The sequence below is a fragment of the Streptococcus sp. HMSC062B01 genome, from assembly GCF_001811085.1.
Lineage (GTDB): Bacteria > Bacillota > Bacilli > Lactobacillales > Streptococcaceae > Streptococcus > Streptococcus gordonii.
In genome coordinates, this window is the sequence record NZ_KZ672766.1 from 124,021 (window position 1) to 138,832 (window position 14,812).

Consider the following 14,812-nt stretch of genomic DNA (forward strand, 5'->3'; position numbering starts at 1 on the left):
GGAAATCCTGTTCATTAAATACTTTTTGAAACCATTTTACCACATTTTAAAGCAAAGAAAAAGACAAGGATGACCTGTCTTTGTAATTCACGAGAAACTCAAAACATTAGGTTTTTCTTTTTTCTTTTTCGAGTTCTGCGTCACCTTTCCGTAACTCTACATTATATAATATTTCAGCTTCTGGACTGCCTTTTTCATCCTTTACGACCTCTTTTAATTGACCATCTTTTAATAATAGCTCAATATTTATATCTATACTTTCTGCATCTCTTAGTTTAGCTTCTTTAGGTAATTTCTTTGCATTCGAAACATCAATTCTCTCGTCATCTGAATCAAATAATTCAATTACCTCGTTACCATCCCAGTCAAAATCAACGATTAAGTCAGTAACAATACCAAAACTATTTGGAGCATAATTTTTTATTTGTGTACCTAGAGTTGCTTTATTCCCGTATTTATCATATAAAGTCGGACGTACATAGGCATTCAACATGGAAGACCCGTCATCCCCAGTAACATATATAGGAGAAAATTCAATCCTCTCAATACCTTTATAGTGTTCTTTGATGTAGGTTCCAATTTGTTCTTCAAGAAGTTGAAATCCGTGTTGATAGAGCTTGGTTGTTTTAGGACCAAAGTTAGGTTTTGTTAGTTTGTTGTATACAAAGATACCTCCTGATATCAAGACTAAAATAAGAGCAAGTGTCGTAAAAATTTTTTTCTTCATAACTTTTTTCCTCTGGGTAGTGATATTAAGAATAACAGTATCGTTTTTCTTTTCAAAGCCTATTTATATTTCCAATATTCTCCTCTTTCAATTTCAAGGTTATAATTTATTTTTGCTTTAGGACTTCCACCATCACTTTTGATGACATTTTTCAACTGACCATCTTTTACCAAAGCATCAATGTTATCGTCTGTTCCTTTAATTGGAGGTGTTAATTTCGCTTCTTCCGGTAAAGTTTTAGCATTACTTACATCTATTTCAACTCCTAAACCCTTTCCGGAATCTTCTAATTCAATAATTTCATTATCATTATGGTCAAAATTTAAAAGTAATCCTGAGAGTATTCCATAAGAAGGATAACCAGTTTTCCCTATTTGTCCTCCTAAAACAGCTCTATTTCCTTCTTCATCATAAATTACTGGCAGAACGTCCGCTGTGAATGGAGGATTGTCCTTACCACCTTGGATGAAAATCGGAGAGAATTCTATTTTAGAAATTCCTGAGTAGTTTTCTTTGATGTAGATCCCAATCTGTTCTTCTAATAAACGAAAACCATGTTTAATGATTTTTTCTTCCTTTCGGTCTAAACCTGTTGTGCTGTAAAATTGAGTCATATAAACAAAGCCAGCTAAAAGAGAAATAAACAAGATACTGATAATAACTAAAATTTTTTTCTTCATTTTCGTCTCCTAAATTCTTTGCTATGAAAATATTGCCTTTCGTATATTCTACTAGTGTATCATAGTCAAGCTTAAGATCCAATGAAAAACAGACCTCTTATATAGCTTCATATATAAAAAAAGACGCGACATAAATCGCATCTTTTATAACATTACATTTCAACAATTTTACCTGTTTCGAAGTAGACAACCCATTCGCAAATGTTCTTTGCGTAGTCGCCAATACGTTCCAAATAATTGATTACTTGGAAATAATCACGACCAGTTACGATGGATTCAGGATTCTTGCGAATTTCTTCTGTCGCTAATTCCTGAATATTTTCGAAATAATGATTAATCTTTTCATCTAAAGCAGCCACTTCATAAGCTTGATCTACACTTCCATTCAGATAAAGATCCAAGGCTGATTCAACAAAGTCTTTCACATCACGACCCATCTTCTTGATTTCTTCCTCGACAGACTGAATGCGAATTTCACCTTTCATACGAATAGTTGCCTTAGCAATTGATACAGCATGGTCGCCCATTCTTTCCAAGTCTGAACTTGCTTTTAGTACGGTGATAACTGTCCGCAAGTCTTGTGAAACTGGTTGCTGCAATGCAATAATCTCTAAGGATTTCTTTTCCAATTTCACTTCGTATTCATTGACTTCAGCGTCTTCCTCGATAACTTCCTTAGCCATATCTCGATCATGTGTTACAAAAGCACGGACCGTCCGATTGATTTGCGAAAGTACTTCATTTCCCATCGCATAAAATTGATTATGCAATTTCTCTAAATCTTCTTCAAATTGTACACGAAGCATACCTGTCTTTATCCTTTCTTCTTATCCAAATTTACCAGTAATATAATCTTCTGTCTCTTTATGAGCAGGTTCTAGGAACATTTGCTTGGTCGAATTAAACTCTATCAAATCTCCACCTAGGAAAAAAGCTGTTTTATCTGAAATCCGTGAAGCCTGTTGCATAGATCTTGTAACCAAGAGCATGGTATACTGATCTTTCAAACCGTAGAGGGTTTCTTCAATTTTCCCTGCTGAAATAGGGTCTAAGGCCGAAGTTGGCTCATCCAGAAGAATAATTTTAGGGCTTGTAGCAAGTACACGTGCTACACAGACACGTTGCTGCTGCCCACCAGAGAGACCGATAGCCGAATCATGGAGACGGTCCTTCACTTCATCCCAGATAGAAGCGCCTTTTAAAGAAGTCTCAACAGCTTCATCCAAGATATGCTTATCTTTAACCCCATTAATTCTCAATCCATAGACCACATTCTCATAGATAGACATCGGGAAAGGATTGGGTTGCTGAAAGACCATACCGATTTCTTTTCGCAGCTCTACAGTATCAGTCCTAGGCCCATAAATGTTGTGTTCATTATAAAGAACCGTTCCTGTAGTCGTCACCTCTGGATTAAGATCACCCATACGATTAATAGCTTTTAAGAGGGTTGATTTCCCAGAACCAGATGGTCCAATCAAAGCTGTAATTTCATTGGGCAAAAAATCTAGAGTGACACTATTCAGAGCCTTCTTTTTATTGTAATAAACCGACAAGTCCTTGACTTGTAAAATAGGTTCTGTCATTTTTTCTATCCTTAATTTTTATACACTGTTATGGTCAACATGGAATTCCCTTATCCGAAATGACCAGACACATAATCATTTGTTGATTGCAATTTAGCATTCTGGAAGATATTGGTCGTCTTGTCGTATTCAATCAGATCTCCCAAATAGAAAAATCCAGTATAGTCACTTGCACGTGCCGCCTGCTGCATATTGTGGGTCACAATGATGATGGTATAGTTATTTTTGAGTTCAAACATAGTTTCTTCCAGCTGCATAGTCGCGATAGGATCCAAGGCTGAAGCAGGCTCATCCATCAGTAAGATATCAGGCTTGACAGAGATAGCTCGAGCAATACATAATCGTTGCTGCTGTCCACCTGAGAGAGTCAGAGCTGACTTATGTAAGTCATCCTTGACCTGATCCCAAAGGGCAGCCTGCTTGAGTGAAGTTTCTACAATTTCGTCTAAGACTTTCTTGTCCTTAACCCCTGCCCGCTCGTGAGCAAAGGTAATGTTCCGATAAATGGACTTAGCAAAAGGATTGGGTCTTTGAAAGACCATGCCAATGTGTTTCCGCATTTCATAAACATTAATTTCAGGACGGTTGACATCAATCCCCTCATAGAGAATTTCTCCTGTTACGCTTGCGATATCGATGGTATCATTCATTCGATTAAGGCTTCGTAGATAGGTTGATTTCCCGGAACCTGATGGACCGATTAAAGCGGTAATCTTATTTTTTTCAAACTGCATATCAATGCCCTTTATGGATTCTTTTTTACCATAGTAAACGTGTAAATCCTTGGTCTCTAAGGCCACTTTTTCTTGAGGAAAAGTAATGATATGTTTTTCATTCCAATTATATTCTGTCATTTCTTCTCCTTTATGCAGAGGTTAGTTTCTTATGTAAATAGCTACCGAGCTTGCGAGCACCAAAGTTGAAAATCAATATGAAAATCAAAAGAACGGCTGCTGACCCAGCAGATACAGCTGTTGCATCCGGAATGGTCCCCTCACTATTGACTTTCCAAATATGAACCGCAAGAGTCTCTGCCTGACGGAAAATAGAGATTGGACTAGTGATACTAAAGATGTTCCAGTTGGACCAATCCAAAGCTGGAGCGGATTGACCAGCGGTATAGATCAAGGCTGCAGCTTCACCAAAGATACGTCCTGAAGCCAGGACAATCCCTGTCACAATCCCTGGGAGAGCTTCTGGAATAACTACGTGAATCACTGTCTCCCAACGAGAAATCCCTAAAGCTAGTCCTGCTTCCCTCTGTGTATGGTGAACATGGCGCAAGCTATCTTCAACGTTACGCGTCATCTGTGGTAAATTGAAAACGGTCAAAGCCAGGGCACCAGAAATGATTGAAAATCCATATTCAAACTGTACAACGAAGATTAAATAACCAAAAAGTCCGACAACGACTGATGGCAAAGAAGACAGAATCTCAATACAGGTTCTGATAAAATTGGTCACAGGACCTTTTTTAGCGTACTCAGAAAGATAGACACCAGCCCCCATAGAAAGAGGAACAGAGATAATCAGAGTAATCACCAAAAGAAAGAAGGAATTGTATAACTGAATCCCAATACCACCACCAGCTTGATAAGAAGATGATTTGCCGGTCAAGAATGACCATGAGATATGTGGCAATCCTCTTACCAAGATATAAAGAATCAAGGAGGCAAGAATGGTCACAATGATGCCTGCTATGGTATAGAGAATGCTCGTTGCTAATTTATCTAATTTCTTAGCGTGCATAGTTTTTCTTACCCCTTTCTTTCGTAATCAATTTAATCACACTGTTGAAGGCCAAGCTCATAAGCAAGAGAACCAAAGCCAATGACCAAAGGACATTATTATCAACTGTACCCATTACGGTATTTCCGATTCCCATAGTCAAGACAGATGTCAGAGTTGCTGCTGGTGTTGTTAAAGAAGTTGGGACTACAGCAGAGTTACCAACAACCATTTGAATGGCAAGTGCTTCACCAAATGCGCGCGCCATCCCAAAGACTACAGCTGTAAAAATACCTGGACGTGCTGCTTTCAAGGTTACTCGCCAAATGGTCTGCCAGCGAGTAGCGCCCATGGCCAAACTAGCTTCACGATAGTGACGAGGTACAGCACGTAAGCTGTCTGTTGTCATAAAGGTAACGGTCGGCAGAATCATAACGAATAAAACGAAGATACCTGACAAGATACCAAAACCAGTTCCACCAAAAATAGAACGAACAAAGGGCACAACTACTTGCAAACCAATAAAACCATATACAACAGATGGAATACCAACTAACAGTTCAATCGCAGGTTGCAGGATACGAGCTCCTTTTGGAGATACCTCTGTCATGAAGACTGCCGCTCCAATTGCAAAAGGCGTTGCAATCACAGCGGACAGGATGGTCACGATGAAAGATCCCAAAATCATTGGTAAGGCACCAAATTCCTTGCCGGAAGGATTCCATGTTGAGCCAAAGAGGAACTCAAAGACATTTACTCCGTTGACAAAGAAAGTAGAAAGACCTTTTTGAGCAACGAAGATCAAGATCATGGCAACGATAATGACAATCAAAGATAAACAAGCAAAAGTCAGATACTTACCAAACTTCTCCAAACGAGAATTCTTAGAAGATGATAGCAATTTCTTAGCTAGTTCTTCACGTTTCATTTCTTATCTCCTTCTATCTTTGTGACATTTCCGTCAGCATCCTTACTAACTTTCATATCATTGATGGAAATATAGCCCATTCCCTTAACAACGCCTTCTTGGACTTCATCAGACAGCATATAATCCAGGAATTCTTTTGCTAGGCCTTTGGGCTTACCAAGTGTATACATATGCTCGTAGGACCATAGTGGCCAAGCGTTCGTAGCTACATTTTTTGTAGTCGGTTTATTTCCATTCAAACTAATCGTTTTTACTGAATTATCCAAATAAGCAAAAGCTAGATAAGAAATTGCCCCTGGTGTTTGGGAAACAATAGACTTAACCATCCCATTTGAATCTTGCTCTTGACTTTGGACAGCTGAAGTACCATCCATAATCACACTATCAAAGGTTGCGCGTGAGCCTGAGCTGGCTGCTCTGTTGATAATGGAGATTTCTAAGTCCTTACCACCTACCTGTTTCCAATTAGTGTATTCACCTGAAAAGATTTTTTTCAGTTGCTCTGTTGTAAGGTTATCAACGTTGACTTCTTTGTTGACAATTACTGCTAGTCCAGCGACAGCAACCTTATGATCAACAAGAGCCGAAGCATCAATTCCCTCTTTTTCTTCAGCGAAAACGTCTGAATTTCCGATTTCAACTGCTCCAGATTGAACCTGGGACAAGCCAGTACCAGAACCACCGCCCTGTACATTTACTGTCTTTCCAAGATTGTTGGAGCTAAATTCATCAGCTGCAGCCTCAACCAAGGGCTGTAATGCAGTTGAACCCACAGCAGTCATGGATTCTCCACGATCAATCCAAGAAGCACAGGCTGATAAAGTAAAACTACTAAAAATGGTTATCAGCCCTAAAGCTATTTTCTTACTCGTTCTCAAATTATATCTCCTTTTAGTTTGGACAGAAAAGCCTGCAATTTCGCATTTGCTCCTCATTTCCAACTATATCATATATATAGATTTTTGAAAAGATTTTTACCTAAAGCGAAGACCTTTAGGAAAATAGTTTTTTAATGTTTGATTAGCTAATTTTGCAAAACCTAATCCATTTCCATGAATAATCAATTGATACCAACCATTAGGAAGAGATTCCTTAATTTGAAGAGTTTCTCCTCCTACATAGACTTCAAAGTCTTGTTGACTTAATTCTAGTTTATTCCTAACTTCACTAGGTTGCAAGGCTAATCCTAAAGCAAAGCTTGGCTCAAAGCGCTTCTTCTTAAAGGTACCTAAATGAAGGCCGTTACGAGCTATTTTTACTTTGGATAAATCAGGAAGACCAAGTGGTAATAGATAAAGTTGATCACCAAAAGTTTGTAAATCACCTTTTAGCTCTACTTTCAAATGCTCTTTTTGGAAAATCTGCCAAAGACTTCTCTGGTCGGCGGTTAAATTCGATCGAGCAGGCTTCAACTTTGGTAATTTGTGTTCTCCAACAAATCGAAACTTAGCGACAAATTGCCCTTCGCCTTTGAAATGATGTGGATACATCCGAGCTGTTTCTGGATAGTCTATTCCAGGAGTCATCCCATTAAGCTTTGGAATATCAACCAATTCCAAAGGGAATTCATCTAGTAGCCAAGCCACGATTTCTTCATTTTCTTCTGGAGCCCAAGTACAAGTTGAATAGACTAGCTCTCCTCCATTAGCCAACATCTTAACTGCATCTTCTAAGATTTCTCTTTGTAGAGTAGCACATTGAGCCGGATAGTCAAGTGACCAATAGTCCATGGCGTCGGGTTGCTTGCGAAACATTCCCTCCCCAGAACATGGTGCATCTAAAACAATTAAGTCAAAAAATGATGAAAATACTTTTGCCAAGCGCTCCGCTGATTCATTGGTGACAAGGACATTTCTCGCACCAAATCGTTCGATATTTTCTACTAAAATCTTAGAGCGTTTATTGTTGATTTCATTTGAAACCAATAGGCCTGTATTATTTAGATAGGATAGCAAATGAGTGGATTTCCCACCTGGTGCTGCAGCTAGATCTAGAACCCTCATGCCCTCATGAGGATGAGCAACTTGAGCAACCATTTGAGCCGCAGGCTCTTGTGAATAAATCAGGCCTGTTACGTGTTCAGGTGATTTTCCTGATACCTTACCATAATACCCCCACTTGGTTCCAGGAATAGGATTAGAAAATGTAACTCGCCCTTCTTTCAAAGGATTGGTCCGAAAAGCTGAAATAGGCTCTTGATCAAAAGTAGAGAAAAAAGAAGCGGCTTCTTTTCCTAAAAGTCGCTGGTATTTTTCTTCAAAACCTGTAGGAAACCGCATTTAATTCTCTCCTCTGCGATAGATATATTCTTGTAGTTCAGATATTTTTTCTTTAGGAAGCATCATAATCCCTTGTCTCGTCTTATAATCGGGTTTACCTCCATCAAGAGTCATTACTTGATAGCCCAGCCTTTCCCCTAAAATTGACGCTGCAGCATAGTCCCAAGGATATAGATAGGTGATATAGGTTAGCAAACGCCCCTGTAGAATACGGCTGAAGCTAATAGCTGCACTTCCATAGGCACGCGCTCCAAGACAGTCCTTTGTCAGGTCTGCTACTCCCCAGTCATTTCTTTCTAGCATTCCAGCATTTGAAGCGATCAAAAAACGTTTCAAAGGGCGATTGCGAAAAGGTTTCAGGACTTTGTCATTACATTTGACATCAAACTGCCCACCACCGTGATACATTTCATCTCTCATAACGTCATAGATAATCCCAAATTGTCCAATACCGTTCTCATAGTATGCAACCATCACTGCAAAGTCATATCCCTGCGCCACGAAATTCGCCGTTCCATCAATCGGATCAATCACCCAGACTGAGCCAACTTCTATATCTTCCTTGAGTTGACCTTCTTCAGCGAAAATAGCATCATTAGGGTAATGCTTCAAGATTTCAGATACCAATAAAGCCTGAACATTTTTATCCATCTGGGTTACTAAGTCAGTTGCACAAGTTTTTTCTTCGACTTCCAAGCCTTCTTCCATATGTTCCAATATATAGGCACCAGCTTTGTATACCAAATCTTTAGCAAAAGCAAATTTATTTTCCAAGAGAAATCATTCCTTTCTCTGTATTTTTAGCTGCTTGAACTGCACGATAAAGAGAATAGCCACTAACTGCTTCAAACTCACGACCGATTCTTTTCTCTTCAGCCTTGCTGGGAACAACTTCCTTAAAGACAGCATAAGAGCCCAGTAACTGCTGAGCAGAGACTTTTGACTCATAGGCCTTTTCAACATCATTCAAAAAAGAAAGCACTGAAGCAAGCTCTTCAGTGCTCCACGATAGATCTAGTGGGTAACTATAGTTCTTATTCATATCTTATTCAATTTCAGCTCGTAAAGTAGCTTCTCTAAGTTCCTGTTGACGATAACTGCGAGGTAAAAACGCTCGAATTTCATCTTCGTTAAAACCAATCTGCATCCGTTTGGCATCCAAAATAATTGGACGACGCAACAAAGAAGGGTTTTCCTCAATCAATTTTATTAATTCTGATATAGATAAACTCTCAACATCCAAGTCTAGCTTTTGGAAAATTTTTGATCGAGTTGAGATAATATCGTCCGTTCCATTTTCTGTCAGTGATAGGATGTGTTGTAACTCCTGAGCTGATAGAGGGCTGGTCATGATATTATGTTCCACGAAAGGAACTTCATGGTTTAACAGCCAAGCACGCGCCTTACGGCAAGACGTACAACTCGGTGATAAAAATAATGTAATCATGCGCTTCTCTTCTTATTTCTTAATAACTTCTTCTATTATACTAAAAATATAAGTGCTTGACTAGACCTTTTTATATCCAGTATGTGGTAGAATTTTTTAGAAAGCCCATTTCTTGTAATATGAAAGGAGAACTTTGACCGAGGAGTGCAAAAAAAGACTGAACATTTTTCTTGCTCAGTCTTGACAGAATGGACTTTATCCTGTATCATTAGATGAAGACTGAGTAAGAAGGACGAGTTCTTACTCGGTAAGGCGGAAGGTGTTGACGCACCTTTCGTCTTTTTTTATTCGATTTATTTAATAAGTATTATAGCACACAAGTACCCACTATGCAAGTATTTTCTGTAAAAAAACAGCAGAAAAAACACTTTTTTGAAAAAGCGACTATTATATAACTTATTATATACTTTATTGTATAACTTACTTTTTCCCAAGACGACGTTTAGAAGGATAGCGAAAATTAGGCAAGCGATAGCAACGTTTTACCTTATTTTGTTTAACCTTGATTGTCCCTCCAGTTATATCATCAAGTTCCATCATTTCCTCATATTCCTCTCGCCAACAACCAAAGAAAAGCTCACGCAAGCCATCCTCATAATTCAGAATAATCATTTGGCTCATGGTCTGGGCGCCAAGTACCGTCCAGTACATACCACGCTTTTTCATGCGATAGGTGACTTTTCTGTGCTGGCTTTCCATAACCCCAATTCCTGAAGAACTAAGTCCTCTTAAATTAGCTGGTTTGGTGTATTGAAAATTTTGTAGGAGTTTATTTTTAAAGTGTTCAAACTCTTCTTCCTCCTCTTCTGTAGACAGTAAGCCCTCTGTCGTATCAAGGACAGTCCGCAGCTTTTCTTTGTCGTGCTGCTTGATCGCCTGGAAAGCTAAATCCAGGAGTTCTTCTGCATAAGGCCTAAAAGCAAGCTTCAGCTTCTGGTTGACATGGTAAGCGTCCCAGAAGTGCTCATGACGTTTTACCTTTAGGGCTTTGGCTATCTCTTTAAAGATATAGGGTGTATAACCATGACCGCCGTCCGAATTGGTAATCAGGATAGTTTCTTCCTTGATGTCAAAGTGGTTATAGAGGTAGTCTAGCACTTGATCTCTCGTCAATCGATTATCTAAGGAGATAAACTCTTTTTTCCCTTGAAGTTCAAAGCGGTTACTTCCTACCTTTTTGCTTCCCGTGTGAATGACAAAATGAGAGAGATCATAGTTTCGACTAGGATCTTCCTGATCACTCGCTTTCACCATCACCCCATCTCCTTCAATATAAATCACATCGACAGGCTGCTTTTCTTGAGCCTCTTCATCTCCATAAAAGCGATAAGTTGCTTTCTCCTTCAGAAGTTCATCGCAAAGTTTGACAGCCTTCACAACAATCGGCTTGGTGATACGGATATGATAAGTCAACTGAATAACCTGGATGACCTTATCATAAGGCATCATGGTAGAGAGGCAGGCCACCTGGTACATAAACTCCCAGGAGAAGCGAGTGTTCTTAGACAAGCCTAGCTTCTCATCGACAGGCACAACCCACTCACCCCCTTTCTTCCAACGGCGGCGTCTGAAGGTTATTTCTCCAAAAGTAAAGGCAACCGTCCGCTCCATTGAGTGAATACAGGTATAACCTCTGGCTTTCATGATGGGAACCATCTCTTCATCGTACTGAACGATGCTTTCATAAACATCTTTCGCATTTTGCGCAAATAATTGATCCTTTAATTCTCTTTCATCAAAAACAGTCATTAACACTCTCCTTGAAAGTTAAATTAAAATCTATTTTAATCAATTTTTACCTCTTTTTTCAACTAATAGACCTTAAATAAAAAAGAGCCTCACTTTGGAATGAAGCTCATTTTCTTATTTTTTCTTCTGGATAGAGTTCACCAGACGTTCAAAGACTGGATAAGCAATCATTGAGCAGGGGATGACTAGGAAAATAGCTACAATTGAGTCTGCTATAAAGGAGAAGTCCCCTGTAAAATGAACCATTATAGCAATAAGGGCAATAGGAAGAACCAAGACTGGTACAAACTTCAGAGCCAGTAGCCCTACAATCAGCAAGAACAGCATGCTTAAGCCGTAGGTCTTATAAAAGACAAAGACGGCCACCGTTCCCAAGAAGATAAAGAACAATCGGACTAAGGTTTTCATATTCAGGATAATCATGAGCTTATCTCCTTATTTTTTCAGTTTTCGCTGCATCCTTTCCCACTCCCGAATAATCAGATTTTCCAAATAATCTGAAGCTGATTTAGCTTGGTGATACTCCACCAACTCCTCCAGCTTGTCATAGCGGACATCATGGTGCAAGGAAAAAGGATAGCGGCCTTTCTTGTTATAGTTAGACGCAGCCTTTTTAGAGGTGCGGTTGCTTTTTGGGGGTGTCACGGACTGAGAAAGGGCTTCATTCAGGGATTGTTTTAACTTATCTTTATTTGGATTAAATGCCATTATTAATCTCTCCTCTTTAAATATTCTATAAATAAATCTTTAAGCTAATTGATTCATAGTTTCAATAATTGAATCTAAACTATTTTGAAGTACATCAAAGAAAGCCTGATGCTTTTTGTAAATTCTAGGATTGTTCTTCATATCAATAATTGTATTATCTTTTGTAGTTTGATTAAATAATTCTTTTTGTGGAATTGGACTTAAAACATTATCTTCTTCAGCCAGACCTGCCATCAACTCTTTTGATTTTATCTTACTACTAATCATATTTGGAAGGAAAAAAAGTTTAGCTGTAATAAGAGACTCACGACTTGGACGAACAATCTCTTCTTTACGATAAGCCTCTAATCTTAATTTAAGATTCTCCTTCCCTTCCTCAGAAAAATCACTTGGAATCACCGGACAAATAACCGCATGGCTAACCGCTATTGCATTCTTTGTTGCAGTACCAAAATCTGGGCGGCAGTCGATTAAGAGATAATCATATTCATCTAGGTTCATAGCTTGATAGTTAGCATCTAACCAGTCATAAAAATAAACATTTTTATTAGGATCAGTTTCTAACTTTCTTTCAATTTCGTCCAATCTCATAAATCCTGGAATTAAATCAATATTAGGTGCTACAGATATAATGTCTACTTCTCCACCCATATATACATTAGCAATAGTACCTTTTGTAGGATAAATATTAAAATAATGTGTAAGATTACACTGATGGTCTTCATCAGCTGCCAGGACTTTATAACCTTGTTCTGCTAACTCAGCAGCCATCATCAATAACGCAGTTGTTTTCCCTGCTCCTCCCTTTATAGCTGCAAATGTAATAATTTTCATCTAACTTCTCCTTGCATTATAATTATAAACATATACCTTTCTATACTTCTATTATACCACTACACAAAGGAATCGTCAACAAAAAATACACAATAAGTTATATAACTTATTGTGTATTTTATTATATACTTAATTATCCATTTCATTATCTAAGTTCTTACGTAAGAGCTTAGCCAAATGTCGCTCCGATATTCCCGCCAATGTAGGCTTTCAATTGGATTTGATTGACTGTGGTATTGAAGTTTCCAATAAAATAACAATTCTCTTCATTCTCTTTAGTCAACACCACCAAGAATTGAACCACATCGTCACTCTCTGAAGTGCTGACTTCTAGTTTTGCCTTTTGATAGGTGTATTGATTGACTAAAATTGCCATCGCAAAGGTTTGTATCATAGCGTTATCGGTCATGGAGAGGTGATTTTCAATCGTCCCTTTTACATCAGCAAGAGTTTTAGCCTTTTGGATATCCGCCACTGCCTCATCAAAAGCCACAACAACTGCTTGCGTTTGAACCTCATCTGCTTGGCTATAGGGATGTTCCAGCTTTAATTTAGCTGTTCGATGGTTCTTTTCATCCACTGTCTCCTCTTCGACTGGAGAAACTGTTTCCTTCTTCTTTGAAGGTTCTGTCTGCTCTGTTTTAGGCTCCTCTTTTGATTTTTCTTTGGTCAGGTATTGGTAAATACCAACACCAGCTGAAGTGATTAAGAGAGCTGTTGCAATGATGAATACCATGTTATCTTTAATCCTTTTCTTCATTCTTGTTTCCTTCTATTTTACTAATTTTGGTGACTTATTATCTGGATAAGCAAAGGTCGTAATCTCCGCCTTTTGTTGGGCGGGACTCCAAATCCGATAATCCCATGTGTAGGGCTTTTTGAAATAGTCCCATCCACTGATTGGCGTGTTTTGTTCAACAATCAGGATAGAACCATCTTCAAAGACATGGCAGACGATACCTGTATGCCCATATCCGCCTCCTCCGTTTTGAGTAGAGAAGATAGCGCCCTTCTTAGGGGTCGTTTTGACGCTATTTCCGAATATAGAGGCCCAAGATGACGCCTGGTCTTTCCCGTTCCCTGAGACAGATCCAGAGTGGCCCCAAAGATGATTTCCTAAACTAATAGTTAAGTTTACACACTGGCCATCTAAGCTAGGCCCATACCCTGTCACATACCAGCCTTGAGAAGAAGCATATTCCATCCCCAAACTTTTTGGATCGATGATGTATTGTTTCAGACTAGCTGGAAGATTATCAGGACTATAGCCCCAGGCTGTTGCATCCCCTGGAACAGTTCCTGTCCCATCAGATACTCCACCTGAACTGTCATCATCGCTGCAATCAGTGTCGCTATCGCTGGAGCTATCCTCAGCTGAAGAAGTGTTGGGAGCTTCTGAAGCAGCTGTCGTTGTACTGCCCTTATAGGGTTTAGTTCCGTGAGCAGCAATAGCTTTGTCATCCAGCCACTTGTACTTCGTACCCAGAGTATCATACATAGCAAGCAGTTTAGTCTTATAAGTGCCATCTGTTGCCCAGCCACCGTCCGCAATCGCAGTTAAGGTACTCTTTCCATCTGTATTATTGATAGCGGCTGTGTAGAGGGTCTGGTGAGCCATGAACTCTGCCTTCCCTACAATCCCTGCATCATAGCTGGAAAACCAAGTATAAGCTCCGCCAGTTCCATCTCCGACGTTGGCACCTGGCTTGGTACCGCTTAAGTCAACACTATCTTCCCCATAAGTCGCAAGCGTGACTGGGAAATTACTTTTACTAGAGGTTTTAACTCCGCCCATATTGTGAGCCATCCAAAAGGAGGTACCGTTTGGATTGGAGAAGTTAAAACCATTTTCTATCATCGTCTGAGTGATAGAAGCAGACGGTAGGAAACCACCTGCTTTCCAGGAGTTGATATAGGCTTCTTCATGCTTCTTAACAAAATCATCAATCGAGCCATCCCCTGAAGGGATTTCACCTGAAGAAGTAACCTGGGTATCAGAGCTAGAGCTACAATCTTTTGAGCTACTGCGAGACACGGCACCAAATACTCCAGCCAATATACTTGTCAGCATCATCACCAAGATGATAAAAGCTCCTAGCGTGAGCCCGATTTTCCATACAAAAAGTTTCTTCACAGACTCCCTCTC

18 protein-coding genes are annotated in these 14,812 nt (G+C 39.2%); all 18 read right to left on the bottom strand.

The genetic code is table 11. From position 1 onward, the window contains the following. Nucleotides 1-106: 106 nt before the first annotated feature. Nucleotides 107-727, bottom strand: coding sequence for a hypothetical protein (locus HMPREF2780_RS01425; protein ID WP_061595725.1), 621 nt, complete (start codon nucleotides 725-727; stop codon nucleotides 107-109). A 59-nt stretch (nucleotides 728-786) separates the two neighbouring features. After that, nucleotides 787-1,407: a hypothetical protein gene (locus tag HMPREF2780_RS01430; protein WP_048779515.1), complete on the bottom strand. Its 621-nt coding sequence runs from the start codon at nucleotides 1,405-1,407 to the stop codon at nucleotides 787-789. Between the two features lie 152 nt (nucleotides 1,408-1,559). Then, the gene (gene phoU / locus HMPREF2780_RS01435; RefSeq protein ID WP_045502789.1) at nucleotides 1,560-2,213 is read right to left on the bottom strand and encodes a phosphate signaling complex protein PhoU; all 654 of its coding nucleotides are present in this window, start codon (nucleotides 2,211-2,213) and stop codon (nucleotides 1,560-1,562) included. Nucleotides 2,214-2,234: 21 nt separating this feature from the next. Further along, entirely contained in the window at nucleotides 2,235-2,993 is a 759-nt protein-coding gene (gene pstB, locus HMPREF2780_RS01440) for a phosphate ABC transporter ATP-binding protein PstB (protein ID WP_060970509.1), read from the bottom strand. 50 nt (nucleotides 2,994-3,043) lie between these two features. After that, a complete protein-coding gene (gene pstB, locus HMPREF2780_RS01445; protein ID WP_008808747.1) occupies nucleotides 3,044-3,847 on the bottom strand; it encodes a phosphate ABC transporter ATP-binding protein PstB in 804 nt (267 codons plus the stop codon). 10 nt (nucleotides 3,848-3,857) lie between these two features. Continuing rightward, nucleotides 3,858-4,742 (bottom strand): phosphate ABC transporter permease PstA, encoded by an 885-nt coding sequence (gene pstA / locus HMPREF2780_RS01450; protein WP_008808748.1) that lies wholly within the window; start codon nucleotides 4,740-4,742, stop codon nucleotides 3,858-3,860. Beyond that, nucleotides 4,732-5,649, bottom strand: coding sequence for a phosphate ABC transporter permease subunit PstC (gene pstC / locus HMPREF2780_RS01455; RefSeq protein WP_061595724.1), 918 nt, complete (start codon nucleotides 5,647-5,649; stop codon nucleotides 4,732-4,734). The genes pstA and pstC overlap by 11 nt, the downstream gene beginning before the upstream one ends. After that, nucleotides 5,646-6,527, bottom strand: a complete 882-nt coding sequence (locus tag HMPREF2780_RS01460; protein WP_061595723.1) for a phosphate ABC transporter substrate-binding protein PstS family protein — start codon at nucleotides 6,525-6,527, stop codon at nucleotides 5,646-5,648. The genes pstC and HMPREF2780_RS01460 overlap by 4 nt, the downstream gene beginning before the upstream one ends. A 96-nt stretch (nucleotides 6,528-6,623) precedes the next feature. Next, nucleotides 6,624-7,928: an RsmF rRNA methyltransferase first C-terminal domain-containing protein gene (locus tag HMPREF2780_RS01465; protein WP_061595722.1), complete on the bottom strand. Its 1,305-nt coding sequence runs from the start codon at nucleotides 7,926-7,928 to the stop codon at nucleotides 6,624-6,626. Further along, nucleotides 7,929-8,702: an inositol monophosphatase family protein gene (locus HMPREF2780_RS01470; RefSeq protein ID WP_061595721.1), complete on the bottom strand. Its 774-nt coding sequence runs from the start codon at nucleotides 8,700-8,702 to the stop codon at nucleotides 7,929-7,931. Beyond that, nucleotides 8,692-8,970: a UPF0223 family protein gene (locus HMPREF2780_RS01475; RefSeq protein ID WP_045773960.1), complete on the bottom strand. Its 279-nt coding sequence runs from the start codon at nucleotides 8,968-8,970 to the stop codon at nucleotides 8,692-8,694. The genes HMPREF2780_RS01470 and HMPREF2780_RS01475 overlap by 11 nt, the downstream gene beginning before the upstream one ends. 3 nt (nucleotides 8,971-8,973) lie before the next feature. Beyond that, nucleotides 8,974-9,375 (bottom strand): Spx/MgsR family RNA polymerase-binding regulatory protein, encoded by a 402-nt coding sequence (locus tag HMPREF2780_RS01480; RefSeq protein ID WP_045773959.1) that lies wholly within the window; start codon nucleotides 9,373-9,375, stop codon nucleotides 8,974-8,976. A gap of 420 nt (nucleotides 9,376-9,795) precedes the next feature. Further along, on the bottom strand, nucleotides 9,796-11,124 hold the full coding sequence (locus tag HMPREF2780_RS01485; RefSeq protein ID WP_060971036.1) for an ISLre2 family transposase: 1,329 nt from the start codon (nucleotides 11,122-11,124) through the stop codon (nucleotides 9,796-9,798). A gap of 114 nt (nucleotides 11,125-11,238) precedes the next feature. Continuing rightward, nucleotides 11,239-11,547, bottom strand: a complete 309-nt coding sequence (locus HMPREF2780_RS01490; RefSeq protein WP_060971035.1) for a hypothetical protein — start codon at nucleotides 11,545-11,547, stop codon at nucleotides 11,239-11,241. A 12-nt stretch (nucleotides 11,548-11,559) separates the two neighbouring features. Then, nucleotides 11,560-11,832: a hypothetical protein gene (locus HMPREF2780_RS01495; RefSeq protein ID WP_225915774.1), complete on the bottom strand. Its 273-nt coding sequence runs from the start codon at nucleotides 11,830-11,832 to the stop codon at nucleotides 11,560-11,562. A 39-nt stretch (nucleotides 11,833-11,871) separates the two neighbouring features. Then, nucleotides 11,872-12,666, bottom strand: coding sequence for a ParA family protein (locus HMPREF2780_RS01500; protein WP_060971034.1), 795 nt, complete (start codon nucleotides 12,664-12,666; stop codon nucleotides 11,872-11,874). A 169-nt stretch (nucleotides 12,667-12,835) separates the two neighbouring features. Further along, nucleotides 12,836-13,426, bottom strand: coding sequence for a hypothetical protein (locus HMPREF2780_RS01505; protein ID WP_060971033.1), 591 nt, complete (start codon nucleotides 13,424-13,426; stop codon nucleotides 12,836-12,838). 12 nt (nucleotides 13,427-13,438) lie between these two features. Beyond that, entirely contained in the window at nucleotides 13,439-14,740 is a 1,302-nt protein-coding gene (locus tag HMPREF2780_RS01510) for a CHAP domain-containing protein (protein ID WP_225915787.1), read from the bottom strand. Between the last annotated feature and the right edge of the window lie 72 nt (nucleotides 14,741-14,812).

What these genes read in the sequence shown, in the direction of transcription:
- HMPREF2780_RS01425 (WP_061595725.1), bottom strand. Translation starts at nt 727, where the DNA reads ATGAAGAAAAAAATTTTTACGACACTTGCTCTTATTTTAGTCTTGATA.
- HMPREF2780_RS01430 (WP_048779515.1), bottom strand. Translation starts at nt 1,407, where the DNA reads ATGAAGAAAAAAATTTTAGTTATTATCAGTATCTTGTTTATTTCTCTT.
- phoU (WP_045502789.1), bottom strand. Translation starts at nt 2,213, where the DNA reads ATGCTTCGTGTACAATTTGAAGAAGATTTAGAGAAATTGCATAATCAA.
- pstB (WP_060970509.1), bottom strand. Translation starts at nt 2,993, where the DNA reads ATGACAGAACCTATTTTACAAGTCAAGGACTTGTCGGTTTATTACAAT.
- pstB (WP_008808747.1), bottom strand. Translation starts at nt 3,847, where the DNA reads ATGACAGAATATAATTGGAATGAAAAACATATCATTACTTTTCCTCAA.
- pstA (WP_008808748.1), bottom strand. Translation starts at nt 4,742, where the DNA reads ATGCACGCTAAGAAATTAGATAAATTAGCAACGAGCATTCTCTATACC.
- pstC (WP_061595724.1), bottom strand. Translation starts at nt 5,649, where the DNA reads ATGAAACGTGAAGAACTAGCTAAGAAATTGCTATCATCTTCTAAGAAT.
- HMPREF2780_RS01465 (WP_061595722.1), bottom strand. Translation starts at nt 7,928, where the DNA reads ATGCGGTTTCCTACAGGTTTTGAAGAAAAATACCAGCGACTTTTAGGA.
- HMPREF2780_RS01475 (WP_045773960.1), bottom strand. Translation starts at nt 8,970, where the DNA reads ATGAATAAGAACTATAGTTACCCACTAGATCTATCGTGGAGCACTGAA.
- HMPREF2780_RS01480 (WP_045773959.1), bottom strand. Translation starts at nt 9,375, where the DNA reads ATGATTACATTATTTTTATCACCGAGTTGTACGTCTTGCCGTAAGGCG.
- HMPREF2780_RS01485 (WP_060971036.1), bottom strand. Translation starts at nt 11,124, where the DNA reads ATGACTGTTTTTGATGAAAGAGAATTAAAGGATCAATTATTTGCGCAA.
- HMPREF2780_RS01490 (WP_060971035.1), bottom strand. Translation starts at nt 11,547, where the DNA reads ATGATTATCCTGAATATGAAAACCTTAGTCCGATTGTTCTTTATCTTC.
- HMPREF2780_RS01495 (WP_225915774.1), bottom strand. Translation starts at nt 11,832, where the DNA reads ATGGCATTTAATCCAAATAAAGATAAGTTAAAACAATCCCTGAATGAA.
- HMPREF2780_RS01500 (WP_060971034.1), bottom strand. Translation starts at nt 12,666, where the DNA reads ATGAAAATTATTACATTTGCAGCTATAAAGGGAGGAGCAGGGAAAACA.
- HMPREF2780_RS01505 (WP_060971033.1), bottom strand. Translation starts at nt 13,426, where the DNA reads ATGAAGAAAAGGATTAAAGATAACATGGTATTCATCATTGCAACAGCT.
- HMPREF2780_RS01510 (WP_225915787.1), bottom strand. Translation starts at nt 14,740, where the DNA reads ATGATGCTGACAAGTATATTGGCTGGAGTATTTGGTGCCGTGTCTCGC.